Consider the following 19248-nt stretch of genomic DNA (forward strand, 5'->3'; position numbering starts at 1 on the left):
CTCGAGTTCATCGTGGATACGGCTGCTCCAGACACTGACATCGATGATGCCCCCGAACCGGTTTCCGATTCCACCACCGCGACGTTCGTGTTCGACGCGCCTGGAGAAGACCCGGCGTTGCTGACGACGTTCGAGTGCAAGCTCGTGGCGCACCGCTATAACAAAGAGAAGGAGGTCCGCTGCACCAGAACACAGTCCTTCAATCTTACCGCCTTCTTCGAGCTCCCAGATTTGAGGAGTGTGGATGGAGAATACACGCTCAGTGTGGCGGCCAGAGACGAGGCAGGGAACCTGGATCCAACACCCACGTCCTACAAGTGGCTTGTCATCGTCGATGAGCCGGGTGCGCCAGAGATCATCTCCCCCAGTCCTGACGAGACTGTGTATGATCTGACACCGACCGTTACCGGGAAGACAGTCTCACGCGGTACCGTGGAGTTCTTCCTCGGAGGCATGAAGGCCGGGTTGGCTGGGGCAGATGCGGAAGGAAACTTTACCTTCAGGTTCCCAGAGCCGCTGGAACAGACCACCCATGAGCTAACGGCTGTGGTGACCAATCTTGCGCGCAACACGAGTGTCCCCTCGAAGTCGATCTCCTTCATTGTGGTGGCGCCCAAGGCACAGGCCCAGGCGATCGGGGGAGGGTTGGGATGCTCCACGGCCACCGCGGAGCCGTGGCTCGCGCTGCTGGGGTTCGTCGCTGGTGCGGTCTTGAGCTCGCGCAGGCGCCGACGTTGAGCCGGCCTGGCTCGCGAGAGAGGCCGCCATGCAGATGGGGAAGTATCAGCTCATCCATAAGCTCGCGACTGGCGGCATGGCCGAGGTGTTCCTTGCCAAGGCCGCGGGCCCCATGGGTTTCGAGAAAATGCTCGTGGTCAAGCGCATCCTCCCGCACCTGGCCACCGAGCCCGCCTTCGTGGAGATGTTCCTGTCCGAAGCACGCCTGGTCGCTCAGCTCAATCATCCGAACATCGTCCAGATCTTCGACTTTGGAGAGTCGGAGGGCACCTACTTCATCGCCATGGAGTACATCGACGGGAGCAACCTGAGAGAGATCATCCGACGCGCTAGCGGGGTGAGCCTCTCGCTGCCCCTCGCGTTCTGCGCCCGCGTCGTCTCCGCCGCCTGCGAGGGGCTGGCCTTCGCCCATGACTTGCGAGAGCCGGCGACGAACCTGCCCATGGACATCATCCACCGCGACATCAGCCCGGACAACATCCTGTTGTCCCGTCAGGGCGCCGTGAAGGTGGTGGACTTCGGCATCGCCAAGGCCGCAGGGATGAGCCCCCATACCCAGACAGGTGTCCTCAAGGGCAAGCTGGCGTACATGCCGCCCGAGCAGCTTCGCAATGAGCCCCTCGATCGGCGGGCCGATGTGTATGCGCTGGGGATTGTCCTCTACGAGCTGCTCACCGGCCTCAAGCCCTTCATGGCGACCTCGGAGGCCGGGATGGTCCAGGCCATCCTCTTCGAGCTCCAGGTTCCCGTCGCCCAGCGCCGGCCCGAGGTGCCCGAGGTCCTCCAGCGCATCCTCGCGCAGGCCACCGCCAAGGACCGTGAGCGGCGCTACCCGGACTGCGCCTCCTTCCAGGCGGAGTTGGACGAGTTTATCGTGTCCACCGGGAAGCCCATGGGCGCCTCGCAGCTGGCGCTGCTCAGCTCCATGCTGAAGGAGGGGGGAGAGGCCTCGAGTCCGCTCATCCAGAAGACGTCGAGTGCACCTCAAAGCCAACCTAGGTTCTCGCAGTCCCAGCGACTGAGCGAGCCCGCTCCAGCCGCTCTAGCCAGGCCTGCTGCCGACTCGGCTCCTGTGCTGGAAGGGCGCCAGCTCGAGGGCAGAGAGTTCAAAGGTGAGCGGACCTCCGCCGAGCGTCCCTCGAGGCTCATGCTGCGAGCTCTCCATCGAACTCCCCCGGTTTCCAATCCGCACCCTGAGCCCGTGGTAGAGTGCCCTTCACCCACGGGACCCCGGCCTCGCGAGAAGGACACGGTCTGGGCGGCAGGCGTCGGTATTCTCTTGGTGCTCATGGGGGGCGGATTTCTGATCTATTGGCTCACCCAGGGACCTCCCCCAGTCAGCGTTGTTCATTCTGGGCAGGATGCGGGTACGCGTGATGGGGGCCTGGTCCCGCAGGGCCTGCCAGAGACGCCGCCTCCTGTGGCCGAGGTGGAGGGCAGCCTGGATGCGGGGGGGCCAGCACTGCCCATCAAGCCAGATGCCTCGGTCATTGCACCCGTTGAGCGCACGCCAGCTCTGGGTACCTTGGATCTGTTGGTCGTGCCCGAGGCCGAATTATTCCTGAATAAGTATCAGATGGGGCTGCACCGCAGGACCCGTTTCCCGCTCGACCCGGGGAAGTACAAGTTGAAGCTCATCAACCGCAAGCTGAACAAGAAGGTGGAGCGGGAGATCTTCATCTCAGCCGGGAAGACCACCCGGCTCGACATCAACCTGTTGGAAGAGTAGCGGCGGATCCTGGCTTCAAGGCTCGAACTTTGGAGTGCTGATGACCACTGAGAACGGATCCGGTCTCCCAGGCTTCTTCGTGACGCTCCGATTGTCTGCCGGAACCTTGTGGTACGGCTCGATGCGCAACCGCATGCCGAACACCCACCGGTTCTTCTCGGGCTCCGTCGCAGGCTGGCCAAAGGACATCATCTTCGCCGAGTCGTCACTCATAGCAGACAACCTAGCACGTTGTGAGTCCTGATGGAAGATCCTACCTGCCACGTCGTGCGGACCGCCCACTGAAGCAGACGGCCCGCGCGTCCCGCTGAACCTGCCGCTAAGCCCCGACAGTGGCCCCCGCCGGAGGCAGCGCCTCGGACAGACGGCCCTTTCCCCACTTCACTCCCACCTGCGCCCGGTAGTCCGTGAAGAGCGAGCCAAGGATGGTGCTCACTCCCGCCACGATGTGGACGATGGCCGCCAGCGGTGAGCGGCGCGCGTAGCCGAACACGAAGGGCGCGGCGATGGCCGAGAGGCCCCAGGCGTAGTCGATGGCTTCATGCACCTCGATGGGAATGAGCTTGGCCACGCTCAGCCGGTAGTCGGTGAGCAGGGACACGCCCGCTACGGACAGGCCCAAGGCCAGCCCCGCCATGCAGGCCGGGTTCTTCGCGCTGAGCCCTATGCCCGCCACGGTGAAGGCGTTGGCGTAGTCCAGCAGGGAGTGGACGTCCTGCGGGACGAACCGTTTGATGGGGAGCACCCCGAACAATGGCCTCGCGGGAGTCCCCGCCTCCGGACCGCGAGCCAGAGAGCGGCGCACCGTGCGCTGCAGGGTGGGAGGAAGCAGGGAGCGCACGTCGCGCGCAATGGGCAGATTGACCTCAGGCATGAACCACCTCCGTTTGAGTGCGGCAAAAGTAGGGATGGCTCATTCCTGGCACCTTTCAAGGAGAGAGCCCGCATGCTCGCCAGGCGGGCACGCCTGGAGTGGCGCATGCTCCCCTGGTCGCCAGGCCGGCGATGGGGCGGAGGCCTGAGGGCAGCCAACGGTCCAGAGCGTCCCCATTCTTCGAGGGTCAGGGCCCTGCGGTGGGTCCTTCGTTCTCTCGCGTGAGGTCAGGTCATGCTCATCGTCTGGTCCGCACTGTTTGGCGTCCTCTTCTTCCTGGGCATCGTGCTGCTCACCCTCCTGTTTGGCGCCGCGGCGAACAAGGCAGAGCGGGAGGCCTTGAGGCGCACCGAGGCAGAGCGGGAGGCAGGGCTCACGGGCGACGTCACCTCCGATCCGTCCCACCCCATCCATCGTCGCTACATCGAGGCCTGACGCCGTGGCGGTGCGCCGCCTCACCGCTGGCGCGAGCTGTAGTAGCGCCGCAGCCAGCGGCTGAGGCCATCCAGGCCTGGGAAGAGCACTCGCTCCGTCACGTTGGCCTGGTCCAGCTTGTCCCGCACCTCCCACTTGAGGGACGCCGGGACGATGAGCCGTCGCACACCCCGCTTCTGGCTCGAGAGGAACGTGTCCAGCCGCAGCAGCGGGCCGTTCATCACTGAGAAGAGCGCGAACTGGTTAACGATGCGGTCATCCAGCGACGGCGGCTCGAAGAAGAGCACGAAGGGGTGCTTCGCTGACCGATCGAACGTGCCCAGATCCCCGGCGACCGCCGCGAGCATCTCCGCGGTGAAGACGTCCGCGCCCTCCTCACGCAGCTGGGACTGCAGCGGCTTGGGCAGCAGCCGGTTCGTCTCGTGGTAGTCCACGCACCACACCGCCCCGTCCATCTCGTACAGCTCCGGATCCTCCGTCAGGAAGTGGAGCGCGACGTAGGGGCTGAATGTCCAGTCCAGCAGCCGCGTGGGCAGTCCGTGGTGCTGCGCCAGCGCCAGCCAGTCCCAGACCGACTCGCACGGCTGTGAGCCCCCGCGCGCGTACTTGCGGAACGCTCGCAGCAAGTCTCTCTCGTGATCCGCGAAGTCTCCCTTGCGCCGGTTGAGCGAGGTGGAGAGGTCATGCCGCGCGTCGGGCACTCCCCGGAAGGCGAAGCTCGGGCGGAACCGCCTCAGCCCCTCGTTCCACGAGCCCGCGAAGAGCGCCTCCTGCAGCTCGAGCCAGTTATGGACGCGATGCTCTTTCACACCCTCCAGTATCTGTCCTCAGGGGGCCTCAGGCCACCTGGAAGCAACCCGCTCCGGCGGACGCCGGCCTCCCGTGGTGGGTCAACGCGTGCAGGATGCGAACCAGCTCCGTCCGGGAGAAAGGCTTGCGCAGCAGGCACACCGCTCCTTCGAAGCTCGGCAGCTCCAGGGTGACGCCCGTGGTCAGCACGATGGGCAGCTCCGCCAGCTCGCGCCGGCTGTGGAGCAGTCGGATGAGATCCCGGCCCTCCATGTCGGGCAACACCCAGTCCAGCACCAGCACGTCCACGCGTGGCTCGGTGAAGAAAGCCCGCAGGGCCGTGAAGGCATCTGGACAGGGCACGGCGCGGTAGCCCTCCTGCTCCAGCAGCGCCTGCATCACCTCGCGCAGGTCGCCATCATCTTCGGCCAGGACGACAACGGGCTGCGGCATGCGGGGGCTTACCTGATCCACGGACGCTGGGGAGACGGGCAGGACTGGCGTCCGACGTTCGTGCCTGCCGAAGCAGAACAACCCCCGGATCGCTGGCCCGCGTCCCCTCAGCTCAGGCGCCGTGGTTGCTCGCCTGTCCCCTCCCGCTGTGGGGGGAGCTTCCTCGAGGGCTGGATCAGGGCCGGCCTGTGTCCGGCGGCTGATTGAACGCATAGGCGTCCGCGCCAGGCGCCTTGTCCTGTTGGAACAGGGGGCACTTGGCGCAGGTGAAGCTGTCCCAGTCCTCTTTCACGGCGACGTCCACGCACGCGCTGTAGTGGCGGCAGTAGACGTTTCGGTGCTCCTCGATGCGGAACTGGTCCGCCCGCAGGGGCAGGCGGAACGCGGTGGGTCGCGGCTGTGCGCAGGGCATGGTTGGTAGACTCGCGGTTCGGTTGGGCCCCCTCGTTTCACACGGACCAACGGCTGGTGCGTCGCGTCATTCCCGAGGAGGGGATGTCTTCTTCAACCGACCAGCGCCGCCCATCCTTCCAGAGGGGAGGCGCTCACGGGCGGCGCCTGGCTCCTGCTCGCCTCGCGGCCTCTGCGAAGACCTCGTAGGGCTGGCAGCCCACCACCCGGATGTTGCCGATGTAGACGGTGGGGATGCCGCTCACGCCCGCCGCCCTGCCCTCGGCGTGCAGGGCGTCCACCCGGGCCTGGTACTCGGGAGCGTCCATGGCGGCGCGCGCCTGCTCGGCCGGCAGCCCCGCGTGCTCCGCCAGCCTCGTCAGAACCTCGGGATCCTCCAGGTCCTCGCCCCGCTGCCAGTACGCCTCCATGGCCGCGTCGCGGAACGCCGGCAGCTTGCCGTGAGTGCGTGCCCACTCGGCCACCGCGAGCGCCCGCCGCGTGTTGTTCAGCCGCTCGGGCACCCGCATGCCGGTGACGCCGAAGTTCCGGGCGACCTGCTCCACATGCGCCCTCATGGCCGAGGCGCGGCCCGGGAAGAGCTTCTCCAGGGGGAGTCCTCCCCGGGGCGTCTCCGGGTGGAGCTCGAAGCCCCGCCAGTCCACTTCCACGTCGTACTCCGCTTGCAGCCTGACCAGGCTGCTCTGCTCCGCGATGAAGCAGAACGGTCAGACGAAGTCTGAATACAGTCGAATAGGGGTGGCCATGGTGCCCTCCTTGGCAGGTTGCCTCTTACCTTTGTCACGCGGGCGTTGCCAGCCCCGCTCGCAGATCGGCCGGGCGAGACTTTCAATCCTTCACCCGGCCCGCACTTTCCTCGAAGATGCGCCTGTGTTCACGCCCGCACACCCTTCCCATGTTCCCTCGCGCCGGCTCGCGGCGCTCGCGCTGTGCGCCCTGTTCGCCGTGAGCGGCTGTACCGCCTTTGGCCGCGCCGTGAAGGAGGGCGACCAGTTCACCACCCAGCACAAGTGGGCAGAAGCCGAGGCCGCCTACCTGCGCGCCCTGGCCGCGGATCCCGATGCCTCCGAAGTGACCGTGAAGCTGCGTGCCGTGCGCAAGAACTGGAGCGAGGAGGTGTACCAGGAGGCCGAGCGTGTCCACGCCACCGGCGATCTTCCTGGCGCCCAGAAGCTGCTGATCCGCTCCCTGGAGCTGGATGGGGAGAACGAGCCGGCGCGGGCGCTGCTGACCCGGACGCTGGATGCACGCGTGGAGGCAGCGCAGAAGGCGCTCAAGGAAGAGCGGCTGCAGGATGCGCGCGCCGAGTTCGACGCGGTGCTCTCCGTCGTGCCGGACCACCCTGCGGCTCGCAAGGGCGTGGACGCCGTGCAGGTGGCGTGGGCCAAGCGCTGGTTCAAGACGGGGCAGCAGCTCGAGGAGGGCGGCAAGCTGGGCAATGCGCTGCTGGCCTACCTGCGCGCGGACCAGGAGCGGGTGGGGGCCACCGCAGCCCGCGAGCGCGCCGAGGCCGTGCGCCAGAAGCTGCGCGACGAGGTGGCCTTCCTGGTCGTCACCACGCCCGTGGAGGACAAGGCGCAGGCGCCGGACGTGGCCCAGCGGCTGGCAGCCGGGCGGCTGGCCTCGATGCTCCCCAAGGAGGTGCCCATCCGCGTGGTGACGGAGGCGCCCGAGTCTAAAGTCGGCGTGAGGCTGGACCTGACGCTGGAGCGAGTGCTGCCGCTCAAGGCCGTGGAGCCGTACCAGCGGACCCAGCGCTACCTGGCCGGCAATCGCTCCGTGCCCAACCCGCGCCGCAGGCAGTACGAGGACAGGCTGCTCGGCGCCGAGCGCACACTCGAGGAGGTGGAGCGCAAGCAGGCTACGGCGCTGCGTGACTACCTGCGCCGGCAGGCCGAGCTGAACACGGTGCGGCAGACGGCCGAGCGCTGCCGCGAGCGCGAGCGCAAGCTGTGCCTGGAGATCATCCAGCGGTGCAGCGAGGCGATCAGTCAGATGGAGCAGCCCGGCGAGGTGCCTGAGGAGTGCAACCCGGCGGGATGCGCGCAGAGGCAGTGCGGGCAGGAAGAGCAGCTGCTGGCGCAGAACTCCGTCGTGGTGCAGCAGCTCGAGAAGCTGCTGGACACGACCCTGGAGCAGAAGGAGACGCAGCGGCGTGAGGTCCAGCGCGGCAGGGACACGGTCTTCCGCGAGCCCGTCACAGTGGAGGAACCGATGTACTCGGACTTCGTCTACGACGTGGACCTGCACCGACTGACCGTGAAGGCCACTGTCACCTCGGTGCTGAGGGATCTGCTGTCGGCCCAGGCCCCGCCGGCACCGGTGACGCAGGACTATGACGTGTCACACGAGGACTCCAGCAACAAGGGCTACGACCGCTATGGCGTGCTGTCGGACCCGGTGCAGCTGCGCAACGAGCTGGAGCTGCGCGTGGAGGTCGGGGACAAGGCGATGGCGGACCTGGCCCGGCGCGTGATGGAGCGCTTTGATGCGTACCGCCAGAGGAGGGTGGAGGATGCGCGGCGCGGCATGGTGCGGCCCGGTGCCGAGGACGTGGTGGAGACGGCGGTGCGGGTGCTGCTGCTGACCGCGGACAAGCCTCCGGCGGACATCCTCCTGCCCGTGACGCAGGCGCGTGGCCTGCAGCGCCCCGAGTCTCTCTTCAACAAGTGAGCGCCTGGCGTGGTGGCCTTGGCGCCGGGGCCGTACCGGCAGCCTCGGGCGCCTGGCCGCGTCAGACGTGACGCGTGGGACCGAGCCACGTCGAATCTTCTCCCTAGGAAAAAACCGACGTGTTAGGTAGGGCCGTGGAGGTCCTACCGAGTGACAACGAACTCACTTCCCGTCACCACCATGTTCGAGCGGTTTGTCCTCCACCAGCGAGCGCAGCTGGACATCGGGCGCCGCTACATCCAGGCGTTCGGGCTGGCGCGGGGAGTGGGTGCCATCATCGAGGACATGAACGAGGGGCGCCTGTCTTGGGAGAAGGCCCAGCAGGTGCTCGGGCACATGCACTACCTCTTCATCGAGTACATCGTCCGGCGCGTGGGCTTCACGCGCTTTAGCGCCGTGCTCAAGGATCCGGAGTACCTGGCCCTGCAGGCCGAGAGCGTCTCCCACGAACAGCAGCGCCAAGGGCCCTTCCCCCAGGAGCGGTACACCCGGGCTGTGGAGTCGTTCACCTGGAACTCCCTGCGCCATTGGCACTTCGTGGCGCACGACATGGGGGGGCGCCACATCTATGAGATCACCCCCAAGCTCGCCCAGCTGCTGCGCCGGATGCAGCCCCTCGAAGGGCCCTGGCCGAAGCCACAGCTCCCCGTGCCCTCCCTGCTCCTCCTCGTGCCCCCAGAGGCGGAGCTCGCGGTCACCCTGAGAGGCTTTGCCTCGCGAGAAGTCACCGAGATCTACGTCGTCGAGTCTCCGCCTCCCCAGCATCAGTGGGCCGTGTGGATCCACGCTCCCATCGATGAGCAGCTCCACGAGTCCGTGTACCTCGAGCTCCCGTTCACCTCAGGGAGCTCCTTCGAGGATGGCCTCTCGCACGCGCATGACATGTTCCAGGGCGACTCTCCTCGCATCGAAGGCTGGAGGGAGTGCGTGCGCTGGCTCGCCGCAGCCATGCGCTACCTGGCCGAGGGAGGCACTCGCCTGGAGTTCCAGCCGGAGGAGCTAGAGCCCATGCGGCGCGTCCGCATCGGCGACCCGGAGGCCCTCCAGTAGTCCCGCCCAGATCCGGCTGCTTGGAGAGCAACCAGGGTCTCTTGGCAATGGGGTGGCGAGGAGGCCGGGCGCAATCACCCAGCGGTGGTGCCGTAGAGCCAGATGAGGGGCTCGAAGGAGACCACAATGAACCACGCAATGACTCACGAGATGGATCTCAACTACGCCGCAATGTTCTTCGTCATCGCCGCATACCTGGCGCTCATGGCCGCGTTCCTCGTCTCGGTCACGGCCTGAGCCCTGGGCTTCACGGGGCCTTGGCCACGGGCACCATCTCTTCGCGACGCAGGAGGAGGAGGGCGTTGTTGTTCGGCAGGATGCGCACCTGGAAGCGCCGGCGGTACTCATCCTCCGGCGTGAAGACGCCCCGGTCACTCACCAGCAGCAGCGCCGTGGGCACCACGTAACGCTGCGAGTGGTTGCCGTAGTAATGGACCACCACGTGATACGGCCCCGGTGCTGCCTTGCGAGCGTGGTACAGCTCCGGCCCCAGCCCGTCCGTGATGTCCCAGAAGAGCTTGCCACCCAGCTGCGTCTCCCGGTGGGAGTAGAAGCAGCGCTCGCCGTTCGGCTCGATGACCCACAGATCGATGTCCGTGTTGTCCGAGTTCCAGTGTGTGGTGAGCTGGTAGTCGATCGGCCGGAAGTCCATGGCCGTCCCGTCGTGCTGGAGCTTGGTCAGCTCGGCGTGCCGGGCCCGCAGCACGGAAGCCACTGCCTCCGCGCGCGGGTGACGCGCCAGCGCCGTGAGCAGGCGCGCGTAGTGGTAGGCCGCGGCCGTCTTCAGCTCCGAGGGGTGTCGTGGCCACGTGCGCGCCAAGACGATCTCGTAGTTGCGTGCTGCCTCCGCGTAGCGGCCCGTCGCGTCCAGTGCCAGAGCCTCCTCGAGGAAGGCCTGGGCCTCGAAGGGCCGGTTCAGCCGCACGTGCTCGAAGAGCTCCGCCGCCGCCGGGTACTGCCCCAGCGCCAGCATGCCGTAGCCCACCAGCCGCAGTGCCTCCGCGTCCTTCGGGCGCAGCTCCACGGGGGAGGAGAGCGCGCGGACCGCGCCCCACGTGTCCCCCGCGAAGGCCCGCTTGCGCGCGATGGCCTCGTACACCAGCACATCATCCCGGTTCTCGCGCCGCGCAGTCCGGTACCGGAGCTCCGCCTGGAGGCGCTCGTCTCCGCCCGCATACGGCTCGTCCTTCAGCGGCTGGCGCCTCAGCAGCGGGCTCACCTGGCCCTTCAGCTCGCCCAGCTTGCGCACCACCTGACGACCCGAGTCCGGCACGTCATCCAAGGCGATGCCCAGCAGCTTGTCTCGCCGCTGGTCCTCTTCCTTCCTTCGCAACCCCTCCAGGTCCTGCAGGTCCACCTGCTCGTTCTTCACCGAGTAGCGCGTGTAGTCGCCCTCGGACTCCAGGACGAGCATGGAGGCGCGCGCATTGGCCAGCCGATAGTGCTGGCTGAGCGCTACCACCATCCGGTCCAGCCGCTCGTCATCCAGGGAGACGAGCCGCGACACGAAGAGCTCCGCCCAGGCCCGGGGGGCAAAGGCGCTGTCCGTGTCTCGCGGCAGAGGCACGCGCAGGACGCGCTCTTCCTCACCCGCGCGTGTGACGACCTCCAGCTCTGCCGCGCCCTCTGCCGGCAGCCTCCCTGCCACCTGCAGGTCCTGGCCCGGGAAGACGAGGCGTGGCCGGCCCGCCACCACCAGCTCCTTCGCCTCCGTGCCCTTTACCTCCACGCGCGCCAGAACGACCGAGGCTGCCCGGTGCGCCCTAGCTGCCGCATCCACCTCCGAGCCGGACAGCACGTTCACCACGCGGCCGTCGCTGGCCCGCGCCAGCGCGTCGAACAGCTCCTGGTTTACGGCCGTCTCGCCGAAGCGGTAGCTCATCCACCTCAGCGTCTCCACGCTTGGGTGGTTGGCCACCAGCGCTTCCACCCGCCCCTGTCCCCAGGTGGCGTTGCCGTCCGAGAGCAGGAACGCCGTCACCCGCTCGCCCGCCTTGGCCGGCTTGAGCCAGTCGCGTCCGGCCCCGTCCAACTCCTCCAGCACCCCGTCCACGTGAGAGGCCCCCTCCAGGAAGATGTTCTCCAGCTCGGAGAACGTCTGCTGGCGCTGCGCGGCGTCGTTGGTCCGCCAGCCTGGGCCGTGGAGCCAGCGCGGGCGCACGTCGAACAGCAGCACCGCGTACTCCTTCAGCGACTCGTCCTTCTCCAGCAGCGCTCGCAGCGTGGCGGCCTGGAGCGCCCACGCATTGCCGTCCTCCGCCGAGAGCGAGGTGTCTACCACCAGCACCGCGCGTCCTGTGGGTGGCCCCTCCGCGCCCGAGGTCAGCCGCGCTGGCAGCCGCACCCGCGCGTAGAAGGCCTGGCCCGGCAGTCCCGCCGCGTCCTTGCCCACCAGCACGTCCGCGTCCGCGCTCCGGGGGGCCAGCGCCACCGACAGTGCACCGTCTCCCTGGAGCTTGGGGAGATCATGCATCTGCCACTCACCCAGCGCGCGGGGCTTGGCACCCGGCGCTGGCTGGAGCGACACCTCGCCCACGTGGCGCGGGTCCACGTGCACGCGCGCGGAGACCTGCAGCCCTTGCCCTGCTCCCGCCGGCAGCGGCCACGTGTAGCGCAGGCGTTGGCCATCGAAGAGCAGCGTCTGCTCGTAGGCGATGACGACTCGCTTGAGCGACTTGGGCGGCAGCGGGAACACCCGCGCGCTGAAGGTCGAGGCCCCCGCCCACTCCAGCAGCGCCGGATCCACGTTGCGCCGCACCACGTCCTCGTAGACCTGGCGGGCTCGCTTCTGCTCGACGATACGGGCCTCCTGGCGCTCACCCCAGGAGCGCTTCGAGCCCGGGGGGCTCGGCGGTGCCGCGGCCCCCAGCTCCTCCACCTTCCCCGAGCTGTCTCCCAGCGGCGGCAGCAGCTCCGACGACTGGAAGAGCGAGGGCGAGTCCACCGCCACCGAGCCCGAGTAGAGCGCGAAGCCCGCCACCGTCGCCCCGCCAGGCAGTGGGTAGTAGAAGGTCCCTTCCAGGTTGCGGTCCGTGTCGTTCTCGAAGAGGTGATCCACCACCGTGCGCGCCCGGGGGCCCTGGAGGTACGTCACCACCCGCACCGCGCGCAGCTTCAGCGGCTGGTAGCGGCCGGACTCGTTTGCCACCAGCACCTTGGCGGCCCGGGGTGCGGCCTCCACCTTTGGCAGCACCGGCGTGGGGGACTTGTCACCCCCACTGCCCTTGGACTTCTCCTTGTCTACGCCATTCTTCGCTGGGGCAGCCTCCATCTTTGCCTCCGCCGGTGCCTCAGCGCGCGGAGGAGGAGGGGGGGGCGGGGGAGGGGTGCGGGGGGCGGCACCCGGAGAGGGTGCCACCTGGCCGCCGATGACTCCTCCCAAGACACCGCCGACGACACCGCCGACGACACCGCCCTCGACGCCATCCTCCTCGCGCTCTTCCTGCAGTTCGCCCTGTGCGGGTTCCGAGCTGTCCTCTGGCGGAGGGCGTGCCGCCTGCTCGAGCGCCGCGACCTGCTGCTCGGTGATCACCTGCGGATCCGCCACGGAGTCCCTCAGCTCCGCGATGTCCACCTCGCCCGTGTCCGCCTCGCCCAGCACCGCCGCGGGCGCTGCCAGCCCTGCCTTCTTGAAGCGCTCCACCTCTTCCTTGGGGGCGGACGCCGTGGGGCGCGTGGGCTGCGTGGGGGGCGGCTGTGTGGGAGAGGTGGGCTCACTCGACGTGCCGCGGGTGCAGCTCGAGAGGAGGAGCCACAGGGAGAGCAGGGCAGTGGAGGCGCGCGTCAGGTGCATGGCCCGGAGACGTTAGCCCAAGCGGCGTCGCTCGTGCGCCATGGCTTGCACGGCCGGTCCACGGCTCTCCGCGTCAGTCCACGCTTGCGCTCACGCCCACGTGTTGGGCCCGCATCTGCTCGAGGTGTCGGCGCCGGGACTCGGCGGCGGCCAGGCTCCAGGCGGCCGCAAGCAGGCCTACCAGCAAGCACCCGCCCCAGAGGGTGGGCCCGCCGAACCGCCCCAGCACCCACCCGCCGATCACGGGCGCGAGGCAGGAGGCCAGCCCCCAGCTCATGGCGAAGGCGCCCTGATAGCTTCCGCGCAGGTGAGGAGGAGCCAGGTCCGCCACCACCGAGGGATTGACTGTCGCACCGAGAATCTCTCCCAGCGTCCACACCGCCACGGCGAGCATGGCCAGCAGCACCGTGGCGGGCAGCGCATGCATCCCGAAGCCCAGTCCAGTGAGCGCCGCACCCATCGCCATCACGGTGGAGCGGCGCCACCGGGAGGTGATGCGCGCGGCAAAGGGCTGCGCCAGCACGATCAGCACGCCGTTGACGCCCATCACCAAGCCGTACTCAGCTGTTCCCAGTCCGTGCGCGGTCAGGTCCAGGGAGAGCACTGCGATTCCCTGGAAGAAGATGAGTGCCACCAGGAAGTTGGGCAGCCAGAAGGCCAGGAAGATCGTGTCCTTGAAGGGGACTGGCGAGGGCAGCAGCGACCGGGAGGGGGAGCGCTGCGTCAGCGTCTCCGGGACCTTGATCCAGACGACGCAGCCGTAGATGAAGGTGGTGATCGCATCCGCCACGAAGAGGATCAGGAAGCCGCCCTGGGCCACGATGCCTCCCAGTGGCACGGCGATGGCGTAGCCGAGGTTCACCACCCAGTAGAGCAGGCTGAAGGCCCGGGTCCGATCGTTGGGGGGCACCACGTCCGAGATGGCCGCGGCGACGGCAGGCCGGTAGAGGTCCCCCAGGAGCCCAACCGTGAAGGCGGCAATGCGGATCCACATGGGCTCGTGGGAGAAGCCAAGGAAGAGCATCGACGCTGCGCCCAGCCACAGCCCCAGGCCCAGCGCGATGCGTCGCCCGAACCGGTCCGCCAGGGTTCCGCCCAGGGGCCCGGAGATCACCGAGCCCGCGCCATACAGGGCGATCACGAGGCCCGCCTGCACCTCGGTGAAGCCCCGCTCGCGCGTCAGGTAGAGCGCCATGAAGGGCACCACGAAGCTGCCCAGCCGGTTCACCAGGGTGCCCACCCACAGGAGCCAGTACGTCGAGGGGAGCCCACCGGCAGTGACACGCACCTGCTCCACGAACCGGGCACGGAGTGTCGTCGGGGAGAGCGAGGGCATGCTGGCGCCCAGCATGCGTCAGAGGACGGCGCTCTCCAAGAGGGCGTTGAGCCCCCAGGCCTGGCGGGTCAAGGGGGCAGCCAGGCCTGAGGGCGGCCCAGCGCCTGGTTGGGCCAGGGCTGATGCTGTGTTTCATGGGTAACAGGGAGCCGGGGCTGCGCCGGTGGATGCCCCCCGTTCCCTCCTTGCGCCGAGAGATCTGGCTGGTGGTTCACCGCGACTTGCAGCACAACGCGCGTGTGCGTGCCGTGCTCCACCTCCTTGCCGAGCTCATCCAGCGCTCGCGCTCGCTCATTGCCTGCGAGGGGCTCCTGGGGCCCATGCCGGCGCCCGCCGCTCCATCCCGGCCTCCAGCAGCAGCGCGAGAGCCGAGGATGCGCAGCGAATGATTCCAGTCCTCAGCCTGCTGGCCGTGTGCCTGGCGCTCGGGGTGATCGCCCGGCGCAGTGGGCGCTTCCCGCCGCAGACGGCCCTGGCGCTCAACGCCTTCATCATCACGGTGGCCCTGCCTCCGCTCGTGCTGCGGGTGGTGCACTCGCTGGAGTTCCGTCCCGGGCTGCTGGCCGCCGCCGCGTCGCCGTGGGCCGTCTTCCTGGTGGCGGTGGTGTTCTTCCGCCTGCTGGGTCCGCGCCTGGGGCTGAAGCGGGAGTCCGGGGCCGCGCTCGTGCTCACCGCGGGGCTGAGCAATACCGCCTTCGTGGGCCTTCCCATGGCCGAGGCGCTGCTGGGCCCCGAGGGGCTTGCCGTGGCGGTGGTGGTGGATCAGCTCGGCACCTTCCTCGTGCTCGCCACGCTGGCCACGCTCTTCGCCGCACGGGCCGCCGCCGAGGACGAGGTCCTGCGGCCAGCCGTGCTGCTGCGCAAGGTGGTGACGTTCCCCCCGTTCATCGCCCTCGTTGTCGCGCTGGCGCTGCGCCCGCTGTCCTTCCCTCAGGGGGTGGACACGCTGCTGGAGCGGTTGGGCTCGACGCTCACCCCGCTTGCTCTCTTCTCGGTCGGCTTCCAGCTTCAGCTCGGCGGCTTGCGGGCGCGGGCGGGAGCGCTGGCCCTGGGGCTCGGCTTCAAGCTGGTGCTCGCGCCGGCCCTGGTGGTGCTGGGGTTGTGGGTGCTGCCGGTGGCCCCCATCGTCCGCGAGGCCACGGTGCTCCAGAATGCCATGGCCCCCATGGTCAGCGGCGCCATCCTCGCCTCCGAGCACAAGCTGGATCCGGACCTGGCGGCGCTCATGGTGGGCTTTGGCATTCCCCTGAGCTTCCTCACCGTCCTGGTGTGGAGGTGGCTCGTGTGATGCGCCCGTCCGGGGTTATAGGCTGCTGCATCGTGAGAGCGATCCTCTGCGTCCTTTTCGCATCCCTGGCCATGGCGTGTGCTGCGCCGAGCGCGGGGGCTGCTGCGCGTGAAGTCCCGGCCTGCGTCCTCGAGGCACAGCCGGAGCTCATCCCCGTGCCGGAGCCCATCGAAGGTGAGCTGAACGAGGCGTTCGACCTGCCTGACTCGCCCGAGTGGTGGGCTCCCGCTCCCAGGGACGCTGAGCGTGAGCAGTATCGGGCGGCTCTCGTCTCCCGGCTTGGTGGCGAGCAGGGCCTTCAGCCTCGCACCCTCGTCGAGCGACAGCACGCCGTTCATGTGGCGCTCCAGGGAGATCGGGCCCGCGAGGCCGAGAACAGCGACGCGCTTCTTCAAGGGAGGGCAGGGGCCGTGGCTCCTGCTTCCTGCCTGGAGTGGCGTCTCTTCCAGCGCCAGGCGCGGCGCTTCCCCATGCTCGAGCGGCCCACCGAGTTCGGTGCGTACGTGCTCCGCGGCCACGGGCGCATTCGTGTGTATCTCTCAGGAGCTGATCGCGTCGGCGGGAAGCTGCGCCGCGAGGTGAAGGATCGCGTCGTGGCCGATGTTGCGAGAGGCTTCGCCCCCGTGGCCCACCTCCACAACCACCCCTTCATGTTCGACCGTCAGCCGGGAGATCGGACGTGGGCCTCCGAGGACACCTTGAAGGATGTGGGTGGGGCGCTCGCTCCCAGCCTCACCGACGTTCAGGCCTACCGCCAGATGCGTGAGCACTTTGGTCTGCAGGGTGCCTGGGTCACCAACGGGCTCGACACCGCCCGCTACTCTGCCGAGGACTTCAGCCGGCTCTCCGCGTGGCCCTGAGCTTGCGCTCGGCGGCTTACGTCAGCTCGCGCGAGAGCTCCACCAGCACTGTCTCCCGGACGCCCATGCGCCTCGGCGGGAAGCGCCGCTCCTCGCGGAAGCCCTGGCGCTCCCAGAAGCGCCGCCCCCCCTCGTTCTGCTCCGCGCACGCCAGCCGGAGCCGTCGCCCCCCCTGCGTCCGCACCCACTCCTCCGCCGCCCGCAGCACGCGCTCACCCAGCCCCTGGCCCCGCACGCTCGGCTCGAAGAGCAACAGCCCCAGGTACCACTCTCCCGGCTCGCGGTAGTCTCGCAGCAGGTCCAGTGCCCCGCACAGCCGAGGGCGCGGTGTGAAGAGGCCGAAGAAGAACTTGTCCGTCAGCGTCTTGCCCGGCGGCAGCTCCGTCAGCTGGTGGCTGGCTTCGCCAGGCCCGGCAGGCTCACCTTCAATGAGGACGTGGTAGTCAGCGCATGCCTCGCACAGCGCCTGTAAGGCTGCCGTGTCCTTCTCATCGAGCCTGCGCGCCGTCAGGCCGGTCTCCGCGGGTAGCTGCAGCACTCCACGACTCTCTCACAGTCAGCCCGCGGAGGTGCGACTGGAGAGAGCGCAACTGTGCACTACGCGCTGGCCGTCGCCGAGTACGTCAGCTCCAGGCCGTTGCCCTTCACCTTCATCCGAGGACGCGACAGCCAGTGGCACGCTGGGCAGTAGCTGTTCGCTCCCGCCGGCGTCGCACGGATCGTCACCTCTCCACCGCACAGCAGGCATCCTTCGGGGAGGGTGAACTCGGCAAACCGCTCACCGTTGATCTCTGGAATCATCATGTCTTTGACGTAACGCAGAATTCCGGCATCACAAGTGGACCTTCGTCGATACCTCGCCCGAGCAGTCAGCCAGGCGAGCCACCCTGAATTCCTTACGACTCTTCTGGTAATGCCCACGAGAGGACCCTGCAAGCCCTCGAAACCACTGGCCCCGGTTGGCACGCGTCTTTCAAGGAGAACCCCCTGAGGGGGGATGGGCGGATGGCGGACATCGAGCAGGTGGTGCTCCTTCACGATCGTCGTGGATGGAGCGTGAAGGTGGTCCTGAGCAAGGGCGGCTCCCGGCGCTATCGCTATGGCAGCGAGGCTCAGGCGCGCTACTTCGCCGCTGTGTTCGAGCTCGGGCCTCGAGTGCTGCCTCCCACTCCTCGCGTCAACGGCCGCAAGCGCAAGCGCGCCCGGGTGGCCACACTCCCGGTGGAGCTGCCGGGCTAGCCTGGCGGCACGGCCGCCTCTCGGCAGATTTCCACTACCCATGCGGGCAGGTTTCGGGGAGGCTGCGTACGTTCGCAGGAGATCTCCATGAGCGACCCTTCCAAGCCCTTCGTCCTTCCTCCCCACCGCGAGCTCGTCACCCACGAGCCAGATCCTGGCGGCCGCTGGACCGACCAGTTCCCGGACATGATTGGCTACAAGAGTCAGGGTAACGGCAAGGTCCCCGCGGACTTCACGTGGACCACCAACCCCAAGCAGTGGCAGGAGGAGCTGACCTCGGAGGGTCTGGCCCGGCGCTACCAGCAGCTCCGCGTGCTGCCCGCTGCCGCCCTCAAGCCCGCGCTGCCCGAGGGCTCCAAGAAGGAGTAGGCCGCTCCCGGGCCTCACTCAGTGGAACGGCAGAGACGCCAGCCGATCCCGGAACATCTCCAGCGTCTCGCGCAGCTCCACGTCCTCCATCCCCTCGCCGGGGGAGCGGCGGGACTTGCGCAGGAACGCATCGAAGGCAGCCGAGCGGCCGTAGAGTTTGTTCGCCCGCTCCAGCGCCTCCAGCAACACCCGCTCGGCCCCTGGTGAGCCGAGGTAGAGGTGCATCGAGGTCTGCTCCAGCCTGGCCCCGCACGCGGCCCACACTGCCCGGTCATGCACCGTGAGCACTTGAGCGGTGAGCTCCTCGGCGATTCGCTCCAGCACGCCCAGAAAGGGCTGCACCGTCCGGAGCAGCTCCTCTCCCTCCAGCCGGGGAGCGCCCCCCAGCTGTCGCAGCTGCTCGCGCAGCCCCACGAGGTCCCGCTTGTCGCGCGTGCGCAGGGTCAGCGAGGCCGACATCGTCGCGAAGGCCCCAAGGCTCTCCTCCACCTGACGCGCCAACCCGGGGAGCCCCTCGGGCGCCGTGCGTGCCACCCGCTCGAGCTTGCCCTGCAGCGAGCGGCGGAGATCCACCACCCCGCTCCGCAGCGCCGCCGCCGCCGACATCTGCAGCCCGTACCCGGGCACCACCTCTTCGCGGCTCACATCCTCGAAGGCTGCTGCCGTCAGGTACACCAGGTCTCCCATCCGCGAGCGGAAGTCCAGGCGGAAGGACTGCAGCTCCGTCATCAGAGCCCAGCGATCCGTCACCACCTCCGGACGGCGCACCCGCTCGCCCAGGTCCGCCACCCGCCGCGCCAGCCGCTCCGCGCTCGTCTGGAAGACGGCCTCCACTTCCTGCGACAGCCGCTCGTCCGCGCTGGCCGGGGGTGGCCTCCATCCCCCGTCGCTGCTGCCGGATGGACGCTCCGGCGCCGGGAACTGCTCTCGGATGGCCGCGATGAGGCGGTTCACGTCCCCCACCGTCTCCCCCAGGGCTGGCGCCATGGTCTCCCACAGCGACAGATCCGCCCCGTCCGGCTCCGCCGTGGAGGGCTCGTACTTGACGATGCTGAGGTGCCCCAGCCGATCGATGGCCACCGCCGCCGCCCGGTAGACATGTTCCAGCTGCTCGGCGAGGTGCCGGTCCGTCAGCGAGTCGAGCAGCGCCTGGAGGCGTGACGGGAGGACATCGAGCGGCATTCTGGGCTTGACCGTGAGCATGGCAGGCT

20 protein-coding genes are annotated in these 19248 nt (G+C 68.5%); 9 read left to right on the top strand and 11 right to left on the bottom strand.

Annotated elements, in window-relative coordinates; all coding sequences use genetic code 11:
• Together VD972_RS33015 and VD972_RS33020 are read left to right on the top strand one after the other, a co-directional pair.
• A partial coding sequence (locus VD972_RS33015; protein WP_324992773.1) for an Ig-like domain-containing protein occupies positions 1-738 on the top strand: 738 nt, incomplete at its 5' end.
• A 28-nt stretch (positions 739-766) separates the two neighbouring features.
• The gene (locus VD972_RS33020) at positions 767-2467 is read left to right on the top strand and encodes a serine/threonine-protein kinase (RefSeq protein ID WP_324992774.1); all 1701 of its coding nucleotides are present in this window, start codon (positions 767-769) and stop codon (positions 2465-2467) included.
• Positions 2468-2482: 15 nt separating this feature from the next.
• Here the strand turns inward: VD972_RS33020 and VD972_RS33025 are convergent, their stop codons facing one another.
• Both VD972_RS33025 and VD972_RS33030 read right to left on the bottom strand, forming a co-directional pair.
• The gene (locus VD972_RS33025; RefSeq protein WP_324992775.1) at positions 2483-2680 is read right to left on the bottom strand and encodes a hypothetical protein; all 198 of its coding nucleotides are present in this window, start codon (positions 2678-2680) and stop codon (positions 2483-2485) included.
• A gap of 106 nt (positions 2681-2786) precedes the next feature.
• Entirely contained in the window at positions 2787-3341 is a 555-nt protein-coding gene (locus tag VD972_RS33030) for a hypothetical protein (RefSeq protein ID WP_324992776.1), read from the bottom strand.
• A 234-nt stretch (positions 3342-3575) separates the two neighbouring features.
• Between VD972_RS33030 and VD972_RS33035 the strand changes: the two genes are divergently transcribed.
• Positions 3576-3776, top strand: a complete 201-nt coding sequence (locus VD972_RS33035; protein ID WP_324992777.1) for a hypothetical protein — start codon at positions 3576-3578, stop codon at positions 3774-3776.
• Positions 3777-3796: 20 nt separating this feature from the next.
• On the opposite strand, the gene VD972_RS33040 is transcribed toward VD972_RS33035, so the two are convergent.
• The 4 genes from VD972_RS33040 to VD972_RS33055 all read right to left on the bottom strand — a co-directional run bounded on the left by VD972_RS33040 (position 3797) and on the right by VD972_RS33055 (position 6124).
• A complete protein-coding gene (locus VD972_RS33040; RefSeq protein ID WP_324992778.1) occupies positions 3797-4585 on the bottom strand; it encodes an FRG domain-containing protein in 789 nt (262 codons plus the stop codon).
• A gap of 28 nt (positions 4586-4613) precedes the next feature.
• Positions 4614-5018 carry a response regulator gene (locus VD972_RS33045; RefSeq protein ID WP_324992779.1) on the bottom strand — a complete coding sequence of 135 codons (405 nt, stop codon included), beginning with the start codon at positions 5016-5018 and terminating at the stop codon, positions 4614-4616.
• Between the two features lie 175 nt (positions 5019-5193).
• Positions 5194-5430, bottom strand: coding sequence for a hypothetical protein (locus tag VD972_RS33050; protein ID WP_324992780.1), 237 nt, complete (start codon positions 5428-5430; stop codon positions 5194-5196).
• A gap of 133 nt (positions 5431-5563) precedes the next feature.
• A complete protein-coding gene (locus VD972_RS33055; RefSeq protein WP_324992794.1) occupies positions 5564-6124 on the bottom strand; it encodes a DsbA family oxidoreductase in 561 nt (186 codons plus the stop codon).
• A gap of 175 nt (positions 6125-6299) precedes the next feature.
• Between VD972_RS33055 and traC the strand changes: the two genes are divergently transcribed.
• Positions 6300-8102, top strand: coding sequence for an outer membrane exchange accessory lipoprotein TraC (gene traC, locus VD972_RS33060; RefSeq protein WP_324992781.1), 1803 nt, complete (start codon positions 6300-6302; stop codon positions 8100-8102).
• 150 nt (positions 8103-8252) lie between these two features.
• Complete coding sequence (locus VD972_RS33065; RefSeq protein WP_324992782.1) at positions 8253-9152, top strand: hypothetical protein; 900 nt, start codon at positions 8253-8255, stop codon at positions 9150-9152.
• Positions 9153-9399: 247 nt separating this feature from the next.
• Here VD972_RS33065 and VD972_RS33070 read toward each other — a convergent pair whose 3' ends face one another.
• Positions 9400-12945: a VIT domain-containing protein gene (locus tag VD972_RS33070; protein WP_324992783.1), complete on the bottom strand. Its 3546-nt coding sequence runs from the start codon at positions 12943-12945 to the stop codon at positions 9400-9402.
• A 73-nt stretch (positions 12946-13018) separates the two neighbouring features.
• On the bottom strand, positions 13019-14281 hold the full coding sequence (locus tag VD972_RS33075) for an MFS transporter (RefSeq protein WP_324992784.1): 1263 nt from the start codon (positions 14279-14281) through the stop codon (positions 13019-13021).
• Between the two features lie 385 nt (positions 14282-14666).
• Here VD972_RS33075 and VD972_RS33080 point away from each other — a divergent pair, with 385 nt between their 5' ends.
• Positions 14667-15569: an AEC family transporter gene (locus tag VD972_RS33080; RefSeq protein WP_324992785.1), complete on the top strand. Its 903-nt coding sequence runs from the start codon at positions 14667-14669 to the stop codon at positions 15567-15569.
• A 71-nt stretch (positions 15570-15640) separates the two neighbouring features.
• On the top strand, positions 15641-16429 hold the full coding sequence (locus VD972_RS33085; RefSeq protein WP_324992786.1) for a hypothetical protein: 789 nt from the start codon (positions 15641-15643) through the stop codon (positions 16427-16429).
• 16 nt (positions 16430-16445) lie between these two features.
• Here VD972_RS33085 and VD972_RS33090 read toward each other — a convergent pair whose 3' ends face one another.
• Entirely contained in the window at positions 16446-16967 is a 522-nt protein-coding gene (locus tag VD972_RS33090) for a GNAT family N-acetyltransferase (protein WP_324992787.1), read from the bottom strand.
• 59 nt (positions 16968-17026) lie between these two features.
• Entirely contained in the window at positions 17027-17233 is a 207-nt protein-coding gene (locus VD972_RS33095; protein WP_324992788.1) for a hypothetical protein, read from the bottom strand.
• Between the two features lie 201 nt (positions 17234-17434).
• On the opposite strand from VD972_RS33095, the gene VD972_RS33100 reads away from it, so the two are divergent.
• The gene (locus VD972_RS33100) at positions 17435-17668 is read left to right on the top strand and encodes a hypothetical protein (RefSeq protein ID WP_324992789.1); all 234 of its coding nucleotides are present in this window, start codon (positions 17435-17437) and stop codon (positions 17666-17668) included.
• Positions 17669-17755: 87 nt separating this feature from the next.
• Positions 17756-18037, top strand: coding sequence for a hypothetical protein (locus VD972_RS33105; protein WP_324992790.1), 282 nt, complete (start codon positions 17756-17758; stop codon positions 18035-18037).
• Positions 18038-18055: 18 nt separating this feature from the next.
• Here VD972_RS33105 and VD972_RS33110 read toward each other — a convergent pair whose 3' ends face one another.
• Positions 18056-19240 (bottom strand): hypothetical protein, encoded by a 1185-nt coding sequence (locus VD972_RS33110; RefSeq protein ID WP_324992791.1) that lies wholly within the window; start codon positions 19238-19240, stop codon positions 18056-18058.
• Positions 19241-19248: the final 8 nt, after the last annotated feature.

The organism is Hyalangium sp. (genome assembly GCF_035629615.1).
Lineage (GTDB): Bacteria > Myxococcota > Myxococcia > Myxococcales > Myxococcaceae > Hyalangium.